Source organism: Brevundimonas sp. (genome assembly GCF_032055285.1).
GTDB lineage: Bacteria > Pseudomonadota > Alphaproteobacteria > Caulobacterales > Caulobacteraceae > Brevundimonas.
On the sequence record NZ_DAMBRE010000005.1, the window covers coordinates 104,302 to 125,877 of the forward strand.

Here is a 21,576-nt window from a genome sequence, read left to right on the forward strand (position 1 = left end):
CAGGAGCCATCGTGGTTCGAACTACCCGGTTCGTCCTGCGCCGATGCCCACAAGGGAGATACCGCATGGCTCTTTACGAGCACACGGTCATGACGCGCCAGGACATCTCGGCGCAACAGGCCGAAGCGCTGAACGACACCATCAAGGCTCTGATCGAAGAAGGCGGCGGCAGCGTCGCCAAGATCGAGTACTGGGGTCTGCGCAACCTGACCTACCGGGTCAAGAAGAACCGCAAGGCTCACTATTCCCTGCTCGCCATCGACGCTCCGGCCGCCGCCGTGGCCGAAGTCGAGCGTCAGCTGTCGCTGAACGAAGACGTCCTGCGTTGGCTGACCGTCCGCGTCGAGGAACTCGACCTGGAACTGTCGCCCCTGCTGGCTCGTCGTGAACGCGAGCGTGACCGCGATCGCGGCCCGCGCGCCGACGAAGCTGCGGCCTCGGAATAAGGAACCGGATCATGACCGACACCACCGCTCCCATCCCGGGCGCCCCGGCCGGCTCCGGCTCGGCCGGCCGTCGCCCCTTCTATCGTCGCCGCAAGGTTTGCCCGTTCTCGGGCGCCAACGCGCCGAAGATCGACTACAAGGACGTGAAGCTGCTGCAGCGTTACGTCTCCGAACGCGGCAAGATCGTGCCCTCGCGCATCACCGCCGTTTCCGCCAAGAAGCAACGCGAGCTGGCCAAGGCCATCAAGCGCGCCCGCTACCTGGCCCTCCTGCCGTACGTGGTGAAGTAAGATGAAGGTCGTTCTGCTGGAACGCGTCGAGAACCTCGGCGCCATCGGCGACGTCGTCACCGTCAAGGACGGCTTCGCTCGTAACTACCTGCTGCCGCGCGACAAGGCTCGCCGCGCGACCTCGGCCAACCTCAAGGCGTTCGAACTCGACCGCGCGGCTATCGAAGCCCGCAACGAGAAGAACAAGGCCGAAGCTCAGAAGGTCGCCGACAAGATCGACGGCCAGACCTACGTCATGATCCGTCAGGCCGGTGAAACCGGTCACCTGTACGGTTCGGTCGCCGGTCGCGACGTGGCTGAAGTCATTCAGTCCGAAGGCGGCAAGGTCGAGCGTTCGCAGGTCGTGCTGAACGTCGCGATCAAGGCCCTGGGCGTCCACGAAGTGCCGGTTCGCCTGCACCCGGAAGTCCGCGCCACGGTCAAGATCAACATCGCCCGTTCGGCCGAAGAAGCCGAGCGTCAAGCCAAGGGCGAGGATGTCATCCGCGCCCAGTTCGACGACGAGCGTAACGCCGCCGAACAAGCCGCCCAAGAACTGATCGAAGGCGGCGCCGGTCAACAAGAAGGCTTCGGCGACGAAGCCTGATCTGTCGACTGACGGTATCGATCAAGGGGCGCGTCCTTCCGGACGCGCCCCTTTTTCTTGGCCTATGTATTTAGCTTTTCTAACCATTCGGCGACATATTCTCGATATTCCACGCCGCTTTCGCACCGCAATATCGCCATGGCTCATCCTCCCCGATGGGCAGGAGACGATGATGCGAATGCGCCTGTACGCCACAACACACCGCCCGGTCCTTCGACCGGCGCGATGTCCAGCCCGCCGCTGATCGCCCTTCGGCCGGTCCGCCGCCGGCCCTGACCACCCAGACAATCGACGCCGCTTCACGACGCCGCTCAACGGCGCCGCCCGCCGCCTTGCGTCCAATCAGAAAAGCTGACCTCTCGAGATGACCTTCGCCTATCGTTCCAGTCTGTTCCTCGCGGCATCCGGCGCCGCCCTGCTGATCGCGGGCGCCGCCTCTGCTCAGGAAGCCCCCGACGACGCCACCTCGGTCGACGACATCGTCGTCACCGGCAGCCGCGTGCCCAGCCGCTCGCGCCTCGACACCCTGGCCCCCGTCGACGTCGTGACCGCCGAGACCCTGTCCAACCGCGGCACCACCGAGTTCGCCGCCGCCCTGGCCCAGACCGTCCCCTCGCTGTCCTTCGCCCGCCCTTCGGCCAACGACGGCTCCGACTCCATCCGCCCCGCCACCCTGCGCGGCCTGTCGCCGGACCAGACCCTGGTGCTGCTGAACGGCACGCGCCGCCACGCCTCGGCCCTGGTCAACGTCAACGGCACGGTCGGTCGCGGCTCGGCTGCCGTCGACCTGAACGCCATCCCGACCGGCGCCCTGGACCGGGTCGAGGTGCTGCGCGACGGGGCCTCGGCCCAATACGGCTCGGACGCCATCGCCGGGGTCATCAACCTGCGCCTCAAGGAAGCCCGCGAGGGCGGCGGCGCCAGCGTCACCTACGGCCAGTATTTCACCACGGTCGAGACCGCGCGCGGCGAGCGCGACGAAACCGACGGCCGCACCGTCACCGCCTCGGCCTGGCAGGGCTTCGGTCTCGGCTCCGACGGCTTCCTGACCCTGTCCGCGGAATATCTGAACCGCGAGCCGACGAACCGTTCGGACCTGGACCCGCGCGTCACCCCCAACGCCGTCACTGCGCGTCTGGGCGACCCCGAGGTCGAGCAATGGACCGTCTTCGCCAATGCCGGCAAGCCTCTGGCCGCGGGCTGGGACGCCTATGGCTGGGCCGGTTATCAGGACCGCGACAGCGAAGGCGCCGCCTTCCCTCGCCTGGCCAACAACGCCAACAACGTGCCGACCATTTACCCCAACGGCTTCCTGCCCAAGATCGCCATCAACTCGAAAGACCTGTCGCTGGCGGGCGGGGTGAAGGGCGAGATCGCCGGATGGAACGCCGACTTCAGCCTGGTCTATGGCCGCAACGCCCTGGACTTCCGCACCGAGGACTCGCTGAACGCCACCTATGGCGCAGCCTCGCCGACCAGCTTCGATTCCGGCAGCCTGATCTATGACCAGCTGGTCTTCGGCGCCGACTTCACCCGTCAGTTCGAGGTCGGCCTCAGCGGCCCGCTGAACTTCGCCTGGGGTCTGGAAGCCCGCCGCGAAGGCTACAAGATCGAGGCCGGTCAGCCGGAATCCTGGAACCGCGGACCTCTCGGATCCAACACCGCCCTGGCGGGCGGCGCCCAGGGCTTCGTCGGCTTCCAGCCGTCCAACGAGGTGGACGAGGACCGCGACGCCGTCGCCCTCTACGCCGACGTCGAAATCCCCCTGACCGACAAGTTCACGGTCGAAGGCGCCCTGCGCGTCGAGGACTATTCCGACTTCGGCGACGCCCAGACCGGCAAACTGGCGGCGCGCTACGACTTCAGCCCCAACTTCGCCCTGCGCGGCTCGGTCTCGACCGGCTTCCGCGCCCCGTCGCTGCAGCAGAGCTTCTTCACCTCGACCTCCTCGGTGATCCAGAACGGCGCCGTGGTCGAGACCGGCACCTTCCCGGCCACCAGCGCCGTCGCCACGGCCCTGGGCGCCAAGGCGCTGAAGCCTGAGACCTCGACCAATTATTCGCTGGGCGCGGTGGTCCGGCTGGGCGACTTCGATCTGACGGTGGACGCCTACAAGATCACGATCGAAGACCAGATCGTCCTGTCCGAGCTGATCAACCGCAGCTTCTCGCCCCAGGTCGCGGGCCTGCTGGACCCGCTAGGGGTCCAGGCGGCCCGCTTCTTCCTTAACGGCGTGACGACCGAGACCGAGGGTGTCGATATCGTCGGTCGCTATCGCCTGCGCACCGAAAGCGTCGGCGACTGGGATTTCACCGTCGCGGCCAACGTCAACGACGTCAGCGTGACCAGGCTGCCGACCTCCTCGTCGGTGCTGAACCCGGTTCCGACCCTGTTTGCCCGCAGCCGCATCCTGACCATCGAGGAAGGCACGCCGGATACGAAGATCTCAGGCTCGGCGGACTGGAAGTTCGGCCGCTGGGGCGCGACGGCGCGGGCGACCTACTACGCCGACGTGCTGCAGGCTGGCTCGACCCCGGCCAACGACTATTCGACCGGGGCCAAGACCACGGTCGATCTGGAAGGCCGCTTCCAGGTCACGGATCGGATCGGCGTCGCCATCGGAGTGGACAACGTCTTCGACGAATACCCCGACTTCGTTCCTGCCAGCCTGAACAGCAACGGCGTCCTGGGCTTCCCCTACTACTCGCCGTTCGGCTTCAACGGCCGCTACGGCTACGCCCGTTTGAGCGTGAAGTGGTGACGGCGGCGGGACCCGAGCGCGAGGGAGCTCTCCCCTCCGTCTCGCGCAGGGCCCTGCTGGTTGGGGGCGGCGCAGCGGCTGCGGCGGCGACCGCCGCGGCCGCTGCGTCCCGTCCCGCCGAAGCGGCGGTTCAGGTGGGCGACGAGAGCACCCTCAGCCCCTGGGGCGCCCGCCCCAAGGGCCCGCCCGAGCCCCTGCCGCGCGGTGTCGATCTGCCGACCGCGCCGCGCGCCTACACCGAGATCAGCAGCTACCACGCCCACATCTACTTCAACGAGGACACGGCCTATCGCGCGGCCCAACTGCGCGACTGGGTCATCCATCGCTTCAAGGTCGAACTCGGCGAATGGAACGAGGGACCGCGCGGCCCCCACACCACGCCCTCCTTCTACTTCGGCTTCGCCAATGAACAGGTTCCGACCGTCATCCCCTGGCTGATGCTGAACCATCTGGGGCTGAAGATCCTGATCCACCCGAACACCGACGATCCCTACGCCGACCACCTGATCAACGCCCTGTGGATCGGCGAGACCCAGCCGGTGAACGCCTTCCGCATGGCGCGCTCGGCCAAGGCGACGGGCGGCGACATCGAGCGGATCTATCCCAACACCCTGCCGACGCTGCCGCTGGAGACCTGACAGCGTTCATCGAGCATTCATCGCAAGGACGAGAAGCTGGGCCGTTCCAATCGGAGGGGTCCGCATGAAGAAGGCCACGCTCGTCCTCGCTCTCGCCGCCAGCCTGTGGGCCGGCAGCGCCAGCGCCATGACGGTTCAGGAGTTCCTGACATCCGCCAACCGAATCCCGCGCAATCCGACCGCCCTGCTGCGGTCGGACACGCGTCGCCTGATGAACGAGGTCAAACAGGCCTTCACCGCTGTGCGTGGCGAACAGGACGCCGCGCGGACCGCAGGTCGCCGTCCGGCCACCTGCATGCCCGACAAGGTCAGCCTGTCCGCCGACGCCTTGCTGGCCCGCTTCAACGCCATCCCCCAGGCGCGCCGCAACATCAGCGTGACCCAGGCCGTGCAGGAATGGATGGCGGCGGAGCATCCCTGCCCGGTCTGACGCTGCGGCCTCGCTTGCGATACGGAGCCTCGGTCCGCATCTAGGCTTCATGCCTCGCGTATCCGCATCCTTCGCCGTCGTCTTCGGCGCTCTGGCTCTGCTCGCCCCGCCTCGTCAGGTCTTGGCCTCGGACATGACGGTGCAGCAGTTCCTGAGCCTGGGCGCTGACGTGCCTCGCAATCGCGTCGCCGCCATGCTGCGCCCCCAGACGCGCCGCCTGATCCGGGAAGTCACCGAGGCCGTCAGCATCGTGAAGGCCGAACAGGCCGCGGCTATCTCCGCCGGGCGTTCGCCCGCCCACTGCATCCCGCCTTCCGGCACTGGCATTACGCCGGAAAGCCTTGTGGTGCGTTTCGAGACCTTGCCCCAGGCGCAAAGGAGCAGAACAGTCACCCAGGCCGTCCGCGACTGGATGATCGAACGCTACCCCTGCCGGAACTGACCCGACCGTCACTGATCAGACAGGGCTTTTCGGGACGGTCCACAGGCGCCGCCGGATGTCCACGACCAAGGCGATGCCCGCGTCTGACGCAATGGCCGCATAAGGCTATGCGTATTTCAATGAACGCCTTCGCTCCCATGCCCTACGGAAACGCCGATCAGGTCTCCGTCTCGTCCATGCCCCACAACCTGGAGGCGGAGCAGGCGCTGCTGGGCTCGCTGATGTTCGACAACGCCGTGTTCGAGCGGCTGAGCGACCGCCTGCGCGGCACGCATATGTACGAGCCCTTCCACCAGCGGCTCTTCGAAGCGATCGAGGACCACATCCGTCAGGGCCTGCTGGCCGAGCCGACTATCCTGATGGAGCGCTTCAAGCAGGACCCGGCCTTCCACGAGTTCGGCGGCCTGCGCTACCTCGCCGATCTGGTCGACCGCGCCCCGCCGGCGGCCAACGCGCCCGACTACGCTCGCGTCATCTACGACCTGGCGCTGCGCCGCGACCTGATCCGCATCGGCGGCGAGATGATCAAGGAGGCGCCCAACCCGGACACGCCCGCCGACGAACAGATCGAACAGGCCGAACAGACCCTCTATTCGCTGGCCGAGACGGGCAAGCCGTCGTCGGGCTTCGTCAACTTCTCGACCGCCCTGGCCGGCGCCGTCGAAATGGCGGGCGAGGCCTATCAGCGCGAGGGCAAACTGGCCGGTCTGGCCACCGGCCTGGTCGACCTGGACCGCAAGCTGGGCGGCCTGCACCCGTCCGACCTTCTAATCCTCGCCGGTCGTCCGTCGATGGGTAAGACGGCGCTGGCCACCAACATGGCCTTCAACGTGGCCCGCGCCTATCAGTGGGAGCCGACGCCGGAAGGCCGCAAAACGGTCAACGGCGGCGTCGTGGCCTTCTACTCGCTGGAAATGAGCGCCGAGCAGCTGGCCATGCGTATTCTGGCCGACGCCTCCGGCGTGTCCTCGGACAAGCTGCGCAAGGGCGAGATCGACGCCTCGGACTTCGGCAAGCTGCGCGACGCGGCGGTCGAGATCGGCGAGAGCCCCCTCTACATCGACGCCACCGGCGGCATCTCCATCTCCAAGCTGGCGGCCCGCGCGCGACGCCTGAAGCGGATGGAACACGGCCTCGACCTGATCATCGTCGACTACCTGCAACTGGTCACGACGGGCGAAGGCGGCGGACAGAAGAACCGCGTGCAGGAGGTGTCCGAGATCACCGGCGGTCTGAAGGCGCTGGCCAAGGAACTGGGCGTGCCGATCATCGCCCTGTCGCAGCTGTCGCGTCAGGTCGAGCAGCGCGAGGACAAGCGCCCGCAACTGTCCGACCTGCGTGAATCCGGCTCGATCGAGCAGGACGCCGACTGCGTCATGTTCGTCTATCGCGAAAGCTACTACCTGGGCCGGGCCGAACCGCGCGAGGGCACCGAAGAACACCTGCAATGGCAGCAGGACATGGACCGCCTGCAAGGCCAGGCCGAGGTGGTCATCGGCAAGCAGCGTCACGGCCCCATCGGCATCGTCAAGCTGGCCTTTGACGCGGACACCGTCCGCTTCGGCAACCTGGCCCACGACGACCGCTACGGCACCTATGCGGATATTCCCGAGTAATTCGACCCAAGGGTCATGGCGCCGCACAAATCTTGCGGCATAAGGGCTCCATGTCCCTCCCCGCCTCCCTCACCGTCGATCTCGGCGCCCTTGCGCGCAATTTCCACACCCTGCAGGGCCTGACCGGCGTGCCGGTCAATCCGGTCGTGAAAGCCGACGGCTACGGCCTTGGCGCCGCAGCCGTGGCCAGGCGGCTGATGGCCGAGGGCGCGCGGACCTTCTTCGTGGCGCGGGCGGCCGAGGGCGTGGCTTTGCGCGAAGCCCTCGGGGCCGAGCCGGTCATCTATGTGCTGGACGGCTGTCACGGATCGTCAGCAGCCATGATCAAGGCGGCGAACCTGCGTCCGGTGCTGAACCAGCCGGGTCAGATCGAGGCCTGGACGGCGGCGGGCGGCGGCGCCTGCGGCCTGCAGTTGGACACCGGCATGAACCGGCTGGGCTTCCGCGTCGAGGATGCGCCCGAAGCATTTGCGGGGCTGGAGTTGGTGATGACCCACCTGGCCTGCGCCGACGAGCCGTCCCATCCGCTGAACCGGGCGCAGCGCGACGCCTATGCAGCCGCAGTGACCCGCTATCCGGGCGTGACACGTTCCTTCGCCAACTCGGGCGGCTGCTTCCTCGGCCCCGACTTCGCCTTCGACGTCGTGCGTCCGGGCATCTGCCTGTACGGCGGCGGGCCTGAGGGCAAGCCGGACGAACGCATCGCCCCGGTGGCCACCCTGAACGCCCAGATCATGCAGGTGCGCGACGTGCCGACGGGCGAGACGGTCGGCTATTCGCAGGGCTATCGCGCCGAGACGCCGATCCGCGTCGCGACCTGCGGAACCGGCTATGCCGACGGCGTCATGCGCAGCAACAGTCCGCGCGGTCAGGTCTGGGTGGCGGGCGAGCTTCGGCCCATCATCGGCCGGGTGTCGATGGACGTGCTGGCGGTGGACGTCACCGGCCTGGACGTGGCGGCGGGCGACACGGTCGAGATCTTCGGCGCCAATCGCCTGGTGGACGACGCGGCGACGGCGGCGGGAACCATCAGCTACGAGATGCTGACCTCGATCACGCCGCGCGTGCCGCGCCTCTACGTCGGCTGACTTAGCTCAGGGCCATCGCGCCCAGGCCGATCGTTCCGACCACGAAGCTGGCCACCACGGCGGCGGCGATGGCGCTGACCACCATCCACAGCACGATGGCCGAGATGACGACGACGGCGGTGTAGGCCAGGGCCTTGTCCTGCGGGGCCTTCATCACCGTCGGCAGGCCGAGATACAGCAGATAGAAGCCGTAGAGGCCCAGCAGACCGCCCAGCCAGGCCAGCGCCGGGAACAGGTTGAAGATCGAGGCCGTCCACGCCGCCGTCATCGAATAGACGGCGACCTTCATCGACTGCACCTTGTCCTTGGTGCCGTTGAAGGTCGGGGCCAGGGCGTCGATGATCAGCCCCAGAACAAAGACCGACACCAGCGACAGGCCCCAGGTGACGATGGCGCCCAGCAGGCCGCCGACCATCGGGGTCCGCATCACCGACCCGAAGATGGAGATCGGGAACAACTGGCCGCCGATCAGGCTGGCCACCGGGCCGATGGCGGCCAGGATCATGGCGTAGCGGGCGAACAGGCTACGCGTCGTGGCGTACTCGGCCTCAATGACCGGCCATTCCAGCTTGGGCCGCATAAGGATGTTCTGCACGCGGGCGACGAGGCCCGGATCGATGGCGGGCGGGTTCGGAGCGGTCATGAAGGCCTCGGCGGGGGTTGAGTCGTAACGACGCTATAGCTTGGCAGGATGACGGGCATATGAGGCCCAATGCAAGCCGCGCGCGTCGCCCTGCGTCAGAACCGGACGCAGCCCGTCGCATGGCCCCTCGCCCGCGCCGCGATTCCTGCTAGGTCAGGGGCATGGCGCGCGACACCCTTCTCTATGTCTGTCAGTCCTGCGGGGCGGTTCACTCCAAGTGGTCGGGGCAATGCTCCGGCTGCGGGGAATGGAACTGCCTGTCCGAGGAATCCAAGTCGGCCCCGCCCGGCGCGATGAAGCCCGCCTCGACGGCACGCGGACGCGGCCTGACGTTCGAGACCCTGCAATCCGACACGCCCGAGCCGCCGCGCATCGTCACCGGCGTGACCGAGTTCGACCGCGTCTGCGGCGGCGGCGTGGTGCCGGGCTCGGCCATCCTGCTGGGCGGCGACCCCGGCGTCGGCAAGTCCACCCTGCTGCTGGAGGTCACGGCCAAGGCGGCCCGCAACGGCGCCCGCGTGGCCTATATCTCGGGCGAAGAAGCCATCGAACAGATCCGCGCCCGCGCCAAGCGCATGGGCGTCGCCGACGCCGCCGTGTCCCTGGCTTCCGCGACGGCCCTGCGCGAAATCCTGACGACGCTGAAGCGCGACAGGTTCGACATCGTCATCATCGATTCCATCCAGACCCTGTGGTCCGACGCCCACGAGGCCGGCCCCGGCTCGGTCACACAGGTCCGCGCCTGCGCCGCCGAACTGGTGCGGCTGGCCAAGGACGGCGGTCCGGCCATCGTCCTGGTCGGCCACGTCACCAAGGACGGCCAGATCGCCGGGCCGCGCGTGGTGGAACACATGGTGGACGCCGTCCTCAGCTTCGAGGGCGAGCGCGGCTATCCCTTCCGCATCCTGCGCGCGGGCAAGAACCGTTTCGGCGCCACCGACGAGATCGGCGTCTTCGAGATGAGCGACGTCGGCCTGCGTGAGGTCACCAACCCGTCGGCCCTCTTCCTGGGTGAAGGCAAGGACCGCGCGCCGGGCGCCGCCGTCTTTGCAGGCATCGAAGGCTCGCGACCGGTTCTGGTGGAGATTCAGGCCCTGGTCGCGCCCTCCGCCTACGGCACGCCGCGCCGCGCGGTCGTGGGTTGGGACAACGGTCGTCTGGCCATGCTGCTGGCCGTGCTGGAGGCCCGCTGCGGCCTCGGCTTCGGCGACAAGGACGTCTATCTGAACATCGCCGGGGGCCTGCGGATCAATGAACCCGCCGCCGACCTGGCCGCCGCCGCCGCCCTGATCAGTTCGGCGCTGGACAAGCCCCTGCCGCAAGGCTGCGTCGTCTTCGGCGAGATCGGCCTGTCGGGCGAGGTCCGCGCCGTCAATCGCGCCGAGGCGCGGCTGAGAGAGGCCAAGAAGCTCGGCTTCGACCGCGCTCTGGCCCCGTCTCAGGCCAAGGACAAGGTCAAGAAGGGCGACGTCGCCGTCACGGCCGCAGGCCTGCTGACCGAGGTGGTCGAGCGAATCTCCCAAAACCGCTATTGAGGCGGCGTCTTCTTCTCCAGCGATTGCAGCGCGCGTGACCGGCTACGACGTCTTCGTCATCCTTGTGCTTCTGGCCTCCGGCGCCGCCGGCTGGTTCCGGGGCGGCGTACGCGAGCTGACGGCCTTCTTCAGCTTCTTCCTGGCGGGCCTGTTGGCCCTGATCACCCTGCCCTGGACCGCGCCGGTGGGGCGGTCGTTGGTCGATCCCGACTGGGCCGGATCGGTGCTCGCCGTGGGGCTGACCTTCCTGATTCTCTACTTCGGCCTGCGCCTGCTCGGCGCGGCGATTTCCAAGGGCGCACGCGGCAATGCGCTCGGCGCCCTTGATCAAACCTTCGGTCTGACGCTGGGCGCCGTGCGGGCCTTGGCCCTGATCGGGGCCGCGCACCTGACCATCATGGGCGTCATGTCCGACAATCCCCCGCGCTGGCTAACCGAAGCGGCCCTGTCGTCTGTCAGCGAAGCCTCGGCAAAGGCCATCCAGACGGTCCTGCCGACGCTTGGAAAGGGCGCCGACGCCCTGACTCCCGTGGTCGGTTCTTCCGTCCGCGAAGGGTTTTCCGATCAATGAGCCTTGCCCTCGACGCAATGGCGGACTACGTGCGCGGCGCCGCCGCCTGAGTTATCCTGTCCCGGTCATCGGAGCCTGACGATGCGCCACCATATCGCCGATCCCATCGTTCACCGCGAGCACTGGCGCGAGCCGGAGGATGACCAGCTGCGGCTGGAATGCGGCGTCTGCGGCGTCTGGGGCGCGCCCGAGAACGAGGCCTCCTCCATCGTCGCGCTGGGCCTGCACGCCCTGCAGCATCGCGGTCAGGAAGCCTGCGGCATCGCCAGCGTCCACGACGACCGCTTCTACACCGAGCGCCATCAGGGCCTCGTCGGCGAGGCCTTCGGCAACGCCGAGCTGACCACCCGCCTGCCCGGCGGCGCCGCGGTCGGCCACACCCGCTATTCCACCGCCGGCGGCAGCTTCCTGCGCAACATCCAGCCGATGTTCGCCGATCTGGACCAGGGCGGTATCGCCATCGCCCACAACGGCAACCTGACGAACTTCAAATACCTGCACGGCCAGTTGGTCTCGGAAGGCGCGATCTTCCAGTCCACCTCGGACTCCGAGGCCATCCTTCACCTGATCGCCCGCAGCCGTAAGGCCAAGATCGTCGAGCGCTTCATCGACGCCCTGGGCCGGATCGAGGGCGGCTACGCCCTGGTCGCCCAGACCCGCTACAAGATGATCGGCGCCCGCGACCCGCTGGGCATCCGCCCCCTGGTGCTGGGCAAGGTCGGCGAGGCCTGGGTTCTGGCGTCCGAGACCTGCGCCTTGGACACCATCGGCGCCACCTTCATCCGCGACATCGAACACGGCGAAGTGGTCGTGATCGACGAGGACGGCCTGACCTCGATCAAGCCCTTCCCGCCCCGCGCCGCCCGACCCTGCCTGTTCGAGTATGTCTACTTCGCCCGCCCCGACAGCGTGGTGAACGGCCGCTCGGTCTATAACGTCCGCAAGGAAATGGGTCGCCGCCTGGCACGCGAGTTCGAGGTCGAGGCCGACATCGTCGTGCCTGTGCCGGACTCGGGCGTGCCTGCGGCTCTCGGCTATGCGCAAGAAAGCGGCATTCCGTACGAAGTCGGCATCATCCGCAGCCACTACCTGGGCCGCACCTTCATCCAGCCCAGCCAGGGCGCTCGGCAAAAGGGCGTGCGGATGAAGCACAGCCCCAACCGTTCGGCCCTGGAAGGCAAGCGCGTCGTGCTGATCGACGACTCGATCGTGCGCGGCACTACCTCGCTGAAGCTGGTCCGCGCCGTGCGCGCGGCGGGCGCCAAGGAGGTTCACCTGCGCTCGGCCAGCCCGCAGATCCTCTTCCCCGACTTCTACGGCATCGACATGCCCGAACGGACGCAGCTGATGGCCGCGACCCACACCATGGACGAGATGCGCGCCATCCTGGAAGTCGATTCGCTCGGCTTCCTGTCCATCGACGGCCTGTATGACGCCCTCGGCGCCGGACCGCGCGACGCCGCCAATCCCCAGTTCACGGACCACTACTTCACCGGCGACTATCCGACCCGGCTGCTGGACCGCGAAATCGAAGAAGGCGGCCGAGACGCCAAGGGCGGGCAACTTTCCCTGCTGGTGACCGCTTAAGGCGGTATGATCCAACTCGGCTACTTCACACTCGACACCCCGGACATCCAAAAGGCCCGCGCCTTCTATGCGGGCCTGTTCGGCTGGACCTTCGACGAAGCTAGTTCGCACCCGGCCTACGCCCACGTCAGCGGCTCTGATCCCGCCTTCGGCATCACCAAGGGCGAGCACCGGGCCTATCCCCACCTCTACTTCCGCGTGGACGACATTCACGCCACATGCGCGCGGGTGAAGGAACTGGGCGGCCACGCCGCCATGCCGGCCCAGAGCCCGTCCGGCCTGTCCGCCGTCGTCGCCGACGACCAGGGCGTCAGCTTCAGCCTGTGGCAACCGGCGCCTGGCTATTGATGCAAGGCTAAGCCTTTCGCAGGATCAGTCGGCGCGCTATCAGCGCAACATGTCCGAACACGCTTCCCTTCCCCTCGCAAATCGCATCGCCCTGGTCGTCGGCGCCTCGCACGGCATCGGCTATGAGACCGCCCTGGCCCTGGCCAAGGCCGGCGCCCACGTCGTAGCGACCGCCCGCACGCAGGGCGGCCTGGAAGAGCTGGACGACGCCATCTTCGCCGCCACCGGCCAGCACGCCACACTGGTCCCGTTCGACCTGGTGGACGGCGGCGCCATCGACCGTCTGGGCGGCGCCCTGTTCGAGCGTTTCGGCAAGCTGGACATCTGGGTTCAGGCCGCCGCCACCATGGGCCCGTCGGGCCTGACGCCGGTCGCCCATGCCGAACCGCGCGAGTTCGCCAAGGTCGAGAAGATCAACTTTACCGGCGTCTATCGCCTGATCCGCTCGCTGGAGCCGCTGCTGCGCGCCTCGGACGCCGGCCGCGCCATCTATCTGACCACCAGCGTCGCTGCTGACCCGCGCGCCTTCTGGGGCATGTACGCCGCCACCAAGGCCGGGGCCGAGAACCTGGTGAAGTGCTGGGCCGACGAAGTCGAAAGCACGCCCATCCGCGTCGCCGTGGTGGATCCCAGCCGCATGCGCACCCAGTTGCGCGCCCAGGCCTTCCCGGGCGAAGATCCCGCGGTTCTGCCCCATCCTTCGGAGATCGGCCCCCTGATGGTCGAACTGGCTCGTCCCGACCTGACCCCGCCCCTGACCGTCAGCTTCAAGGATTGGAAGCAAGGCCTGTCGGCGGAAATTCAGGTCTAGAGACCGGCTCATGTCGATCCAGTCGCCGGGGGGGCGGCTTTCAGGACCGACCGGACGCGCCGTCCGAACAGCGGCAGACGCAGCCACGCGACCCGCGCCCGTCATGCGCGCCACCCCCTATGGCGACATCCTGGCCTTCATCGCCTCGGTGATGATCGTCCTGATCTATTCCCAGTCCTGGGCGGCGCCGATGACGGGCTATGGCGCTCGCTCTGCGGACTTCCTGCGAAACGGCTTCTATCCCGCCTATGCTCTGGCCGTCGGCCTGTTGCTGACGCGGCCCGGCACGGCTTTGAAGGCCGTGGGGCGATCGCCCCTGCTCATCCTGATGCTGCTGCTCACCGCCGCCTCAGTCGCCTGGTCGATCACGCCCGACGTAACGCTGCGTCGGATCATGGCCTTGCTGTTCACTACTCTGGGCGGCGTCGCTCTGGCGGCGCGTTGGCGATGGTCCACCCTGACCGAGGTCCTGGCCGTCGCCATGACGGTGATGATGGTCGCCTCCCTCTTCCTTGGCGCCCTGATGCCCGAGTGGGGGCGGATGCATGAATTGTTTCCCGGAGCCTGGCGCGGCCTGTGGCTGGAAAAGAACGCCCTGGGCGAGAACATGGGGCTGGCCGCCATATGCATGGCGGCGGCGGCCGTCATGGTTCCCCAGCGACGGAGGCTTTGGCTGGTGTGCGCAGCGCTCGCCTCCGCCCTAGTCATTCTTTCAACCTCCAAAACCGGTCTGGTGGTCCTGGTTCTCGCCTTCGCCAGCATGGGGTTCGTCGGCCTGGTTCAGGGCGGTCCCAAGCGGGCCATCATCGGCACCTGGCTGGCCATCATGGTCGTTTGCGCCGCCCTGCTGGTGGTTGCGACGCAAAGCGACCTGATCTTCGACCTGCTGGGCAAGGACGCGACGCTAACGGGCCGCACCGAGATCTGGAGCGGCATCCTGCACCAAATGGAACAACGCCCCTGGTCCGGCTTCGGCTATGGCGCGATCTGGGACGACGCCTCCTTAGCCGGTCCAAAGGCCTGGATCGCCTATGAAGCCAAGTTCAGCGCCGCCCACGCCCACAGCGGCTGGCTGGAAGTCTATCTGGCCCTGGGCATTCCCGGCGTCATTCTGTTGGCCGCCTGGATGATCGAGATGTGGGGGCGTTCGCTATGGGCGGCCTATGCCCGGCCGTCTGGCTGGCTGCTTATGCCGATGATGACAGCTTACACCCTGACCATGCTGACCGAGAGCATCACCATGAACTGGCACAACCTGCGCTGGGTGCTGTTCGTCGCCCTGGCCTTGAAGGCGGTCATCGGCGATCAGGACGCCCCCGCCCGCATAGTCGCCGCCAACAAACGAACCAGGCGAACAAGACAGGCCTAGGGCTCGCTCAAAGAAAAAGGGCGAGCCGTCGTCGCTGACGGCTCGCCCTCAACCTTTACAAGCCGCCCCGGGCGACCCGCCTACTTCTTTGGCGCGTGCTTCTGGCCGGTGCGAATACGGCCCGAGCGCGAAACCTGGCGGGCGCCGCCGCGGGCGCCTTTCTGGACGGCTACGCTTTGACCGGCCTTCTTGCTGGCGCCGGCCTTAAGCCCGCCCAGGGCCTTCACCTTGGGTTTGATGCCCGACTTCTTCTGCTCCAGCGCCTTGCCCGGCAGGTTGGATAGGGCTTCAGCGGCCTTCTCGGCCTTCAGCACCTTGCGCGGCGCAGTCTTGGCCGTGCCCTTGTAACGCTCGGGACCGGACTTGGCGCCGCCCTCGGCATAGGGGTTGGCCGAGCCCGACTTGACCGTCAGGCGGATCGGCGTGCCGGGCAGGTCAAAGCTCTCGCGCAGGCTGTTCACCAGATAGCGCTTGTAGTGTTCAGGCATGTCGCCTGCGCGGCTGGCCATCAGCACGAAGGTCGGCGGACGGGCCTTGGTCTGGGCCATATATTTCGGCTTCACGCGCTTGCCGTCGACGGCGGGCGGCGGGTGCCTCTGGGTGGCCATGGACAGCCAGGTGTTCAGGTCCTTGGTCTTGACCTTCACCGACCAGGTTTCATAGGCCTTGATGATGGCCGGCATCAGCCGATCCACGCCGCGCCCGTTGTGCGAGGACAGGGCCACGAAGGGCGAGCCCTTCAGTTGCGGCAGCTTGTCCTCAGCCAGGCGTTTCAGCTCGGCCATCTTGGATTGAGGCTCTTCCTCCAGGTCCCACTTCGACGCGACATAGACCAGGGCGCGGCCTTCGCGCTCGACCAGGTCGGCCAGTTGCAGGTCCTGGGTGTCGAAGGCGTCGTCCTTGTCCATCACCAGCACGACCACCTCGGCGAAGGTGATGGCGCGGATGGTGTCGGCGACCGATAGCTTTTCCAGCTTCTCCTGGACGCGGGCCTTGCGGCGCATCCCGGCGGTGTCGACGAAGCGGATCGCCTTGCCTTCGTATTCCCAGTCGACCGAGATGGAGTCGCGGGTGATCCCGGCCTCGGGACCGGTCAGCAGGCGATCTTCGCCCAGCAGGCGGTTGATCAGCGTTGACTTGCCCGCGTTCGGACGGCCGATGATGGCGATACGGATCGGCTTGTCGGTCTCTTCCTCTTCCTCGATGAAGACATCTTCGGAAGCGACCAGCAGGGCCTGATACAGGTCGGCCATGCCTTCGCCGTGCTCGGCCGAGATGGCGACCGGTTCGCCGAAGCCCAGGCTGTGGGCCTCGCCTACGCCACCCGAGCTTTCGCGGCTCTCGGACTTGTTGGCCAGCAGGATGACCGGCTTGTGCACCTTGCGCAGACGGTCCGCAAAGATGCGGTCCAACTGGGTCACGCCCTCGCGGGCGTCCATGGTGAACAGGATGACGTCGGCGTCCTCGATGGCGGCCTCGGTCTGCTCGCGCATGCGTGCTTCAAGACTTTCGTCGGTGACGTCCTCGTAGCCGGCCGTGTCGATCAGCGTCAGATCCATGTCGCCGATATTGCCGTCGGCATAGCGACGGTCACGGGTCACGCCCGGGCGATCATCGACCAGCGCCAGACGCTTGCCGACGAGTCGGTTGAACAGTGTCGACTTGCCCACGTTGGGCCGGCCGACGATGGCGACTTTTAGAGCCATGTCGGCTTTCTAACTCAAATTCAGAAAAAAGATCAGCGGATGCTGACCAGTTCGCCCTTGTCCGTCAGGACATAGAGGGCGCCGTTGTAGGCGGCGGGAGCGATATAGGCCGCCGCACCCAGCCGGATGCTGGACTGCTGCGCGCCGGTTTTCGGATCAAAGGCCACGGCCTCGCCGTCCGAATTGACCAGCACCAGACGGTTCGATGCCAGGATCGGACCCGACCATGTCGGACGCACGGTGCGCTTGCCGAAGCCCAGAATGCCGCCTTCCTTGCGGACACGCCCCTCGTTCAGGTCGCGCGTCCAGTAGACCTGACCCGAGTCACGATTGACCACCGTCAGTTCGCCCGCCTTGGACACGACATAGACGACGTCGCCGACCGGCAGAGGGGCATTGACGCCAGCGACCGGCAGCGACCACTTGGCCTGACCCGAGCGAATGTCCATCGACTGCAGGACGCCCGATTGGCTGATGGCGTAGACAAAGCCGCGGCTGACGACCGGGCGACCGGCGATGTCGCGGATCTCCGACAGGGCGCTGGTGCGGCTGGTGCGCGACAGCACCTCCTGCCACACGGGCTGACCGTTCGAGGCGCGCAGCGCCACCAGTTCACCCGAGGAGAAGGGCGCCAGGACCGTGTCGCCGCTGACCGCCGGGCTGGAGGCGCGCATGATGCGGGCCGGCTCGGTGATGCCGCGATAGGACCAGTCCTGCTGGCCGGTGTTCACGTTGAAGGCGATCAGCTGGTTGTCGACATCGATGACGAAGACCCGCTGGCCCTGAACCGTCGGCGCGCCGTGGATCGGCAGATCAACCTTCGACGTCCAGACCACTGCGCCCGTAGCGGCGTCCAGCGCCGTCATGGAGCGATAGCCCGAGGAAACGAAGACCTTGCCGCCGCCGACGGCTACGCCGCCGCCGAAGCCGCCGCCGCCTGCACCGCCCCCGAAGCCGATGCCCAGGAAGCGCGAGCCGCGATCGGCCTCATCGACCTTGACGTCGGCCTTCCACAGAACCGCGCCGCTGCCGGCGTCGACGGCGGTCACGCCGGCCTCGCCGTCCAGAACGAAGATCTTGCCGTTGTCGGCCACGACCGGCGCCATGACCTGACGCGTCTTGCTGGAGCCGGCGCCGATGTTGCGCTTCCAGGCCACGGTGAACTCAGGAGCGGCGATGACGTGCTCGACCGCGTTTTCGGCGTTGCCGCCGGGCTGGGTCCACGCCGTGGCGGCCTGCGGTCCCGGCAGGAAGAAGTCACGCCCCGACAGGGCCGCCGAAGGCGCCAGCTGTTGCTCGAACTCGAGGATCGAGACGCGTTGACCTTCGGTCGCCTTGGCGATGTCTTCCTTTTGTCCGCCCAATCCGAACGGCAGGGCGTTACGCACCGTGCCGCAGGAGGCGACGGTCATGGCCAGACCGCACAGCAGGGCGACTTTCAGCGTTCGGTTCATGCAGGGCGTCCTGAAAGCGGCGATTACGGGCGAGCGGCGGCGGGCGCCGCTTCGGCAGGAGCGGCGGCGGCCGTAGCCGGCGCAACAGGCGCAGCAGCCGGCGCCGGCAGGGCGACAGCAGCGCGAACGATGGCGGCCAGAGCAGGCGCAGTGCCCGAATCAACCGCCTGAACCCCCGCCTGGGCGCGCTGGCGGATGTCGTCCGGCACGTTCTGACCCAGTTGCAGCTGGACGAAGATCTGACGCGCCTCGGCGGTCTTGCCATGCTGCAGCAGGGCCATGGCCTGGGCTTCCTGCGCGAAGGCGTGCAGCGGGCGCTTGTCGTTCGCCAGAGGCTCCAGACGCTTCTGGATATCGGCCAGCGGGGCTGTGTCCATCAGCAGGAAGGCCGCCTTGATCGCGGCGGCGTCGGCGATGATCGGATCGCCAGCGGCCTTAGCGGCGTCGTCGAACAGCTTGACCGCATCCTCGATCTTGTTGGCCGTGACGGCGATGCCGGCCTGCTGCATCAGGGCCAGCGCCTTGTAGGCGCCGTTGCCCGACTTGGCGGCTTCGGCGAAGGCGGCGTCAGCGCCCGACGGATTATTGGCCTGCAAGGCGATCATGCCGCGGTCATAGGCGGCCGAGGCCTTATCAGCCTGATTCGTCACATAGCTCTGCCAGCCCCACCAGCCCAGGGCGGCGACGAGCGCGACCGCCAGCAAACCTGCGCCGATCGGCAGCCAGGTGCGAGCCAAGCGCTTGTATCGATCGGAGCGAAGCTCCTCCTCGACCTGTTCGAAGACATCAACCACGAAACGTCGCCCCAAAAACCGCTGCCAAGACTGGTCGCTAAACCGGCGCGACCCTAGAGGGTCGTCGTCCTGCCCGCAACGCAGGCGTTCGCGCCGCGACCTGAAATTTCAGCAGTAGGTCGCGACTTCGGCAGGAAAACGGCGCTCAGATTTCCTGCGACAGCTTCACGACCCCGGCCGCAAGCAGCGCAACCAACACGCCAGCCGTGGCCCAGAACATCTGCATCCCGCCCATGGCGCTGAAGTCCAGCCCAGCCAGACCAATCCGGTCCAGCAAGGATTGCGCGGCCTGAGCGGCGTCCACGCCGGCCATGCTCAGCCCCTGAGCGGCAGGCTCTGAGCCGGCCGATGCAGACACGGACGACGACGCGAAATTGAAATCAACGTTCAGGACCTCGCGCACGGCGATGACGCCGCCGATCAGTCCCGCCGCCGAAAGGGCCACGGTGCGGAAACGCGAGGACTTGTTGAGTTTCGCGGCCAAGGCCGCCTCGAACTGGGCCGAATCGGCAAAGCTCGGAGCCTTGGCGAACAGGCGCTCGATGGCAGGGTCGAACTCATCAACCGACATGGGACGCGCTCCCGTGAGCAACCGGTTCCGACTGGAGCCGGGCCCGAAGTTTATCCAGACCACGCTTGACATGAGATTTCACCGTTCCAAGCGGCAAATTAATGGCGGCCGCGATTTCAGGATGGGACAGGCCCGCCCCGTGGCACAGGGAGACGCACAGGCGCTCCGGTTCCGTCAGCCCCTTCATCGCCTCATCCAGATCCATCCGCCCGGCGCTGTCGACGTTGGGCGCGATTTCGTCGTTCTCGACCTCGTCCACATAGCGGGCGTCCTTCGAACGACGCTTCAGATACAGACGCGCGGCGATGCGCTTGATCCAGGCGCCGAAGGTCCCCTCGCCGCGAAACTCGGCGCATTTCTCAAACGCCAGAAGAAAGGCGTCCTGGGCCACGTCGTCGGCCAGGGCGGGTTGCGCCCCCATCCGACGCAGCAGGCCGCGCACCGCCGGGCTGTGGCGACGCACCAACTCCCCGAACTCGCGACGCCCGCCCGCCGCCGACAGGGCGGCGAGCTCGACATCGTGCAGGTCACGTAAAGGCTTGGCCATGACGGTCTCCCCTCCCCGTCGCCCCTCAGCCCTTGTTCTTGTTGAAGATGCTCAGGACGATGAAGGCCAGACCGATCATGCCCGGAACCGCGGCGCTGCCGGCGATGGGATAGAAGGCGTCCATTTCAGCGAAGCTGACCATGTAGCCAAAGAGGGCGACGCCCAGGCTGACCGCCAGTAGGATGACGCCAACCCGCAGGTCGCGCGCCGCCGACGCCGGAGGCTTGATGTTGTCCTTGCTCAGCGAGTCGATGACTTCGGGCGGCAAGGGCTGGCCCTTTTCGATGGCCGAGCGCAGGGTCGCCTGCATCTCCTTGCGCTCCTTGCTCTTCAGCCAGCTCGGCACGATCACGATCGCACCGATCATGATGAAGAATGCAACGGGAATGAACTCTTCCATGGGTTTCGCCCCTTCTTGAACAGTGGAGCCGAGCGTGACGCTGCGGCCTTCTGATAACAAGAGGTGATGAGCGCGCCGATCAGATGCAGGATCGCGCATGAACTCTTTGTAAGGTGGTTCAACCCAGCGCCAGTCGACGAACCGCCCAGAAAACCGTTCCCACAGCGACGGCGCTCAACCCCACCACGCCCAAGGCCGGCTCCAACTCTCCGAACCCTGCCCCCACCATATCCAGCATTGGCCGCAAGGCCCACAACACCGCTGCCGCCACGACCGCCCAAGGCAGACAGGCCAGCACAGACAGAATTGCGCGACGTCGGGCGATCCTCTGAGCCGCCACGGTCATGAAGACAAGATCGCGCGCAGGCGCAGCGTCATTGGCGAAAAAGGCCTCCAACTTCTGTTCAGGCGTCATCGAGACCTCCCAACGCTTCGAACAGGCGCGCTCGACCGCGAGCAATATGCGACTTCACGGTTCCTATCGGCAAGGACAGAGCAAGAGACGCCTCGGCGTGCGACCAGCCGTCGGCCAAGCACAAGGCCACGCAGGCCCGCACGTCCGGCGGCAGATCTGCCATCGCCCCGGCAAGCGCCAGTCGGTCGGTAAGTGAAACGCCAGATGGCGCATCCACTGTCCCCAGCCAATCGGCGTCGCGCGCCGCGCCACGCCGCGCCGAACGTATCCGGTCCTGGGCTTTGCGCCAGGCGATGCCCAGCAGCCAGCTGCGAAAGCCGGTCGCGTCCTTCAGCCGATACAGGCTGCGCCAAGCGGTCAGGATCGCCTCCTGCGCCACGTCGTCGGCCTCGGCCCAGCCGCCGCCCAGGGTTCTGCGCAAGAACCCCCGCAGCGCCGCCTGATGCCGCTCGACCAGCCGAGTGAAGGCGATGTCCGACCCCGTCCGCGTCAGACCGACCAGTTCCGCATCCGTCATGCCCCCCAGCC

24 protein-coding genes are annotated in these 21,576 nt (G+C 67.1%); 15 read left to right on the forward strand and 9 right to left on the reverse strand.

Features of this window, described 5'->3' with window-relative positions:
* The first annotated feature begins 65 nt into the window (after window positions 1-65).
* The 9 genes from rpsF to alr all read left to right on the forward strand — a co-directional run bounded on the left by rpsF (window position 66) and on the right by alr (window position 8,297).
* A complete protein-coding gene (gene rpsF, locus RTY13_RS12935; protein WP_296176949.1) occupies window positions 66-446 on the forward strand; it encodes a 30S ribosomal protein S6 in 381 nt (126 codons plus the stop codon).
* A gap of 11 nt (window positions 447-457) precedes the next feature.
* On the forward strand, window positions 458-736 hold the full coding sequence (gene rpsR / locus RTY13_RS12940; protein WP_105564333.1) for a 30S ribosomal protein S18: 279 nt from the start codon (window positions 458-460) through the stop codon (window positions 734-736).
* A gap of 1 nt (window position 737) precedes the next feature.
* On the forward strand, window positions 738-1,322 hold the full coding sequence (gene rplI, locus RTY13_RS12945) for a 50S ribosomal protein L9 (RefSeq protein ID WP_292082520.1): 585 nt from the start codon (window positions 738-740) through the stop codon (window positions 1,320-1,322).
* A 364-nt stretch (window positions 1,323-1,686) separates the two neighbouring features.
* Complete coding sequence (locus RTY13_RS12950; RefSeq protein ID WP_312783981.1) at window positions 1,687-4,083, forward strand: TonB-dependent receptor; 2,397 nt, start codon at window positions 1,687-1,689, stop codon at window positions 4,081-4,083.
* Complete coding sequence (locus RTY13_RS12955) at window positions 4,080-4,721, forward strand: DOPA 4,5-dioxygenase family protein (protein ID WP_312783983.1); 642 nt, start codon at window positions 4,080-4,082, stop codon at window positions 4,719-4,721. The genes RTY13_RS12950 and RTY13_RS12955 overlap by 4 nt, the downstream gene beginning before the upstream one ends.
* 64 nt (window positions 4,722-4,785) lie before the next feature.
* Window positions 4,786-5,151 carry a hypothetical protein gene (locus RTY13_RS12960; RefSeq protein WP_312783985.1) on the forward strand — a complete coding sequence of 122 codons (366 nt, stop codon included), beginning with the start codon at window positions 4,786-4,788 and terminating at the stop codon, window positions 5,149-5,151.
* A gap of 49 nt (window positions 5,152-5,200) precedes the next feature.
* Complete coding sequence (locus RTY13_RS12965; protein WP_312783986.1) at window positions 5,201-5,593, forward strand: hypothetical protein; 393 nt, start codon at window positions 5,201-5,203, stop codon at window positions 5,591-5,593.
* Between the two features lie 119 nt (window positions 5,594-5,712).
* Window positions 5,713-7,209, forward strand: coding sequence for a replicative DNA helicase (locus RTY13_RS12970; RefSeq protein WP_312783987.1), 1,497 nt, complete (start codon window positions 5,713-5,715; stop codon window positions 7,207-7,209).
* A 50-nt stretch (window positions 7,210-7,259) separates the two neighbouring features.
* On the forward strand, window positions 7,260-8,297 hold the full coding sequence (alr, locus tag RTY13_RS12975; protein WP_312783988.1) for an alanine racemase: 1,038 nt from the start codon (window positions 7,260-7,262) through the stop codon (window positions 8,295-8,297).
* A 1-nt stretch (window position 8,298) separates the two neighbouring features.
* Here alr and RTY13_RS12980 read toward each other — a convergent pair whose 3' ends face one another.
* Window positions 8,299-8,940 (reverse strand): YIP1 family protein, encoded by a 642-nt coding sequence (locus RTY13_RS12980; protein WP_312783989.1) that lies wholly within the window; start codon window positions 8,938-8,940, stop codon window positions 8,299-8,301.
* A 161-nt stretch (window positions 8,941-9,101) separates the two neighbouring features.
* Between RTY13_RS12980 and radA the strand changes: the two genes are divergently transcribed.
* From radA to RTY13_RS13010, 6 genes are all read left to right on the forward strand, one after another.
* Complete coding sequence (radA, locus tag RTY13_RS12985; RefSeq protein ID WP_312783990.1) at window positions 9,102-10,475, forward strand: DNA repair protein RadA; 1,374 nt, start codon at window positions 9,102-9,104, stop codon at window positions 10,473-10,475.
* A gap of 34 nt (window positions 10,476-10,509) precedes the next feature.
* Window positions 10,510-11,046: a CvpA family protein gene (locus tag RTY13_RS12990; protein WP_312783991.1), complete on the forward strand. Its 537-nt coding sequence runs from the start codon at window positions 10,510-10,512 to the stop codon at window positions 11,044-11,046.
* An 81-nt stretch (window positions 11,047-11,127) separates the two neighbouring features.
* Window positions 11,128-12,633: an amidophosphoribosyltransferase gene (purF, locus tag RTY13_RS12995; RefSeq protein WP_312783992.1), complete on the forward strand. Its 1,506-nt coding sequence runs from the start codon at window positions 11,128-11,130 to the stop codon at window positions 12,631-12,633.
* 6 nt (window positions 12,634-12,639) lie between these two features.
* Window positions 12,640-12,981 carry a VOC family protein gene (locus RTY13_RS13000; RefSeq protein WP_312783993.1) on the forward strand — a complete coding sequence of 114 codons (342 nt, stop codon included), beginning with the start codon at window positions 12,640-12,642 and terminating at the stop codon, window positions 12,979-12,981.
* A 49-nt stretch (window positions 12,982-13,030) separates the two neighbouring features.
* On the forward strand, window positions 13,031-13,792 hold the full coding sequence (locus tag RTY13_RS13005) for an SDR family NAD(P)-dependent oxidoreductase (RefSeq protein ID WP_312783994.1): 762 nt from the start codon (window positions 13,031-13,033) through the stop codon (window positions 13,790-13,792).
* A 103-nt stretch (window positions 13,793-13,895) separates the two neighbouring features.
* The gene (locus RTY13_RS13010) at window positions 13,896-15,161 is read left to right on the forward strand and encodes an O-antigen ligase (protein ID WP_312783995.1); all 1,266 of its coding nucleotides are present in this window, start codon (window positions 13,896-13,898) and stop codon (window positions 15,159-15,161) included.
* A gap of 80 nt (window positions 15,162-15,241) precedes the next feature.
* On the opposite strand, the gene der is transcribed toward RTY13_RS13010, so the two are convergent.
* The 8 genes from der to RTY13_RS13050 all read right to left on the reverse strand — a co-directional run bounded on the left by der (window position 15,242) and on the right by RTY13_RS13050 (window position 21,565).
* Window positions 15,242-16,867, reverse strand: coding sequence for a ribosome biogenesis GTPase Der (der, locus tag RTY13_RS13015; RefSeq protein ID WP_312783996.1), 1,626 nt, complete (start codon window positions 16,865-16,867; stop codon window positions 15,242-15,244).
* Window positions 16,868-16,899: 32 nt separating this feature from the next.
* The gene (locus RTY13_RS13020) at window positions 16,900-18,321 is read right to left on the reverse strand and encodes a PQQ-binding-like beta-propeller repeat protein (RefSeq protein ID WP_312783997.1); all 1,422 of its coding nucleotides are present in this window, start codon (window positions 18,319-18,321) and stop codon (window positions 16,900-16,902) included.
* Between the two features lie 23 nt (window positions 18,322-18,344).
* On the reverse strand, window positions 18,345-19,115 hold the full coding sequence (locus RTY13_RS13025; RefSeq protein ID WP_312783998.1) for a tetratricopeptide repeat protein: 771 nt from the start codon (window positions 19,113-19,115) through the stop codon (window positions 18,345-18,347).
* 145 nt (window positions 19,116-19,260) lie between these two features.
* The gene (locus tag RTY13_RS13030; RefSeq protein WP_312783999.1) at window positions 19,261-19,686 is read right to left on the reverse strand and encodes a hypothetical protein; all 426 of its coding nucleotides are present in this window, start codon (window positions 19,684-19,686) and stop codon (window positions 19,261-19,263) included.
* Window positions 19,676-20,233, reverse strand: a complete 558-nt coding sequence (locus RTY13_RS13035) for a sigma-70 family RNA polymerase sigma factor (protein WP_312784000.1) — start codon at window positions 20,231-20,233, stop codon at window positions 19,676-19,678. The genes RTY13_RS13030 and RTY13_RS13035 overlap by 11 nt, the downstream gene beginning before the upstream one ends.
* Window positions 20,234-20,258: 25 nt before the next feature.
* Window positions 20,259-20,633, reverse strand: coding sequence for a DUF6249 domain-containing protein (locus tag RTY13_RS13040; RefSeq protein ID WP_312784001.1), 375 nt, complete (start codon window positions 20,631-20,633; stop codon window positions 20,259-20,261).
* Between the two features lie 118 nt (window positions 20,634-20,751).
* A complete protein-coding gene (locus RTY13_RS13045) occupies window positions 20,752-21,048 on the reverse strand; it encodes a hypothetical protein (RefSeq protein ID WP_312784002.1) in 297 nt (98 codons plus the stop codon).
* The gene (locus RTY13_RS13050) at window positions 21,038-21,565 is read right to left on the reverse strand and encodes an RNA polymerase sigma factor (RefSeq protein ID WP_312784003.1); all 528 of its coding nucleotides are present in this window, start codon (window positions 21,563-21,565) and stop codon (window positions 21,038-21,040) included. Before RTY13_RS13050 ends, RTY13_RS13045 begins: the two co-directional genes overlap by 11 nt.
* Window positions 21,566-21,576 lie beyond the last annotated feature (11 nt).

Excerpts from the sequence above, each read along its gene's own strand:
- rpsF (WP_296176949.1), top strand. The coding sequence starts at position 66 with ATGGCTCTTTACGAGCACACGGTCATGACGCGCCAGGACATCTCGGCG.
- rpsR (WP_105564333.1), top strand. The coding sequence starts at position 458 with ATGACCGACACCACCGCTCCCATCCCGGGCGCCCCGGCCGGCTCCGGC.
- rplI (WP_292082520.1), top strand. The coding sequence starts at position 738 with ATGAAGGTCGTTCTGCTGGAACGCGTCGAGAACCTCGGCGCCATCGGC.
- RTY13_RS12950 (WP_312783981.1), top strand. The coding sequence starts at position 1,687 with ATGACCTTCGCCTATCGTTCCAGTCTGTTCCTCGCGGCATCCGGCGCC.
- RTY13_RS12960 (WP_312783985.1), top strand. The coding sequence starts at position 4,786 with ATGAAGAAGGCCACGCTCGTCCTCGCTCTCGCCGCCAGCCTGTGGGCC.
- RTY13_RS12965 (WP_312783986.1), top strand. The coding sequence starts at position 5,201 with ATGCCTCGCGTATCCGCATCCTTCGCCGTCGTCTTCGGCGCTCTGGCT.
- RTY13_RS12970 (WP_312783987.1), top strand. The coding sequence starts at position 5,713 with ATGAACGCCTTCGCTCCCATGCCCTACGGAAACGCCGATCAGGTCTCC.
- alr (WP_312783988.1), top strand. The coding sequence starts at position 7,260 with ATGTCCCTCCCCGCCTCCCTCACCGTCGATCTCGGCGCCCTTGCGCGC.
- RTY13_RS12980 (WP_312783989.1), bottom strand. The coding sequence starts at position 8,940 with ATGACCGCTCCGAACCCGCCCGCCATCGATCCGGGCCTCGTCGCCCGC.
- radA (WP_312783990.1), top strand. The coding sequence starts at position 9,102 with ATGGCGCGCGACACCCTTCTCTATGTCTGTCAGTCCTGCGGGGCGGTT.
- purF (WP_312783992.1), top strand. The coding sequence starts at position 11,128 with ATGCGCCACCATATCGCCGATCCCATCGTTCACCGCGAGCACTGGCGC.
- RTY13_RS13000 (WP_312783993.1), top strand. The coding sequence starts at position 12,640 with ATGATCCAACTCGGCTACTTCACACTCGACACCCCGGACATCCAAAAG.
- RTY13_RS13005 (WP_312783994.1), top strand. The coding sequence starts at position 13,031 with ATGTCCGAACACGCTTCCCTTCCCCTCGCAAATCGCATCGCCCTGGTC.
- RTY13_RS13010 (WP_312783995.1), top strand. The coding sequence starts at position 13,896 with ATGCGCGCCACCCCCTATGGCGACATCCTGGCCTTCATCGCCTCGGTG.
- der (WP_312783996.1), bottom strand. The coding sequence starts at position 16,867 with ATGGCTCTAAAAGTCGCCATCGTCGGCCGGCCCAACGTGGGCAAGTCG.
- RTY13_RS13020 (WP_312783997.1), bottom strand. The coding sequence starts at position 18,321 with ATGAACCGAACGCTGAAAGTCGCCCTGCTGTGCGGTCTGGCCATGACC.
- RTY13_RS13030 (WP_312783999.1), bottom strand. The coding sequence starts at position 19,686 with ATGTCGGTTGATGAGTTCGACCCTGCCATCGAGCGCCTGTTCGCCAAG.
- RTY13_RS13035 (WP_312784000.1), bottom strand. The coding sequence starts at position 20,233 with ATGGCCAAGCCTTTACGTGACCTGCACGATGTCGAGCTCGCCGCCCTG.
- RTY13_RS13040 (WP_312784001.1), bottom strand. The coding sequence starts at position 20,633 with ATGGAAGAGTTCATTCCCGTTGCATTCTTCATCATGATCGGTGCGATC.
- RTY13_RS13045 (WP_312784002.1), bottom strand. The coding sequence starts at position 21,048 with ATGACGCCTGAACAGAAGTTGGAGGCCTTTTTCGCCAATGACGCTGCG.
- RTY13_RS13050 (WP_312784003.1), bottom strand. The coding sequence starts at position 21,565 with ATGACGGATGCGGAACTGGTCGGTCTGACGCGGACGGGGTCGGACATC.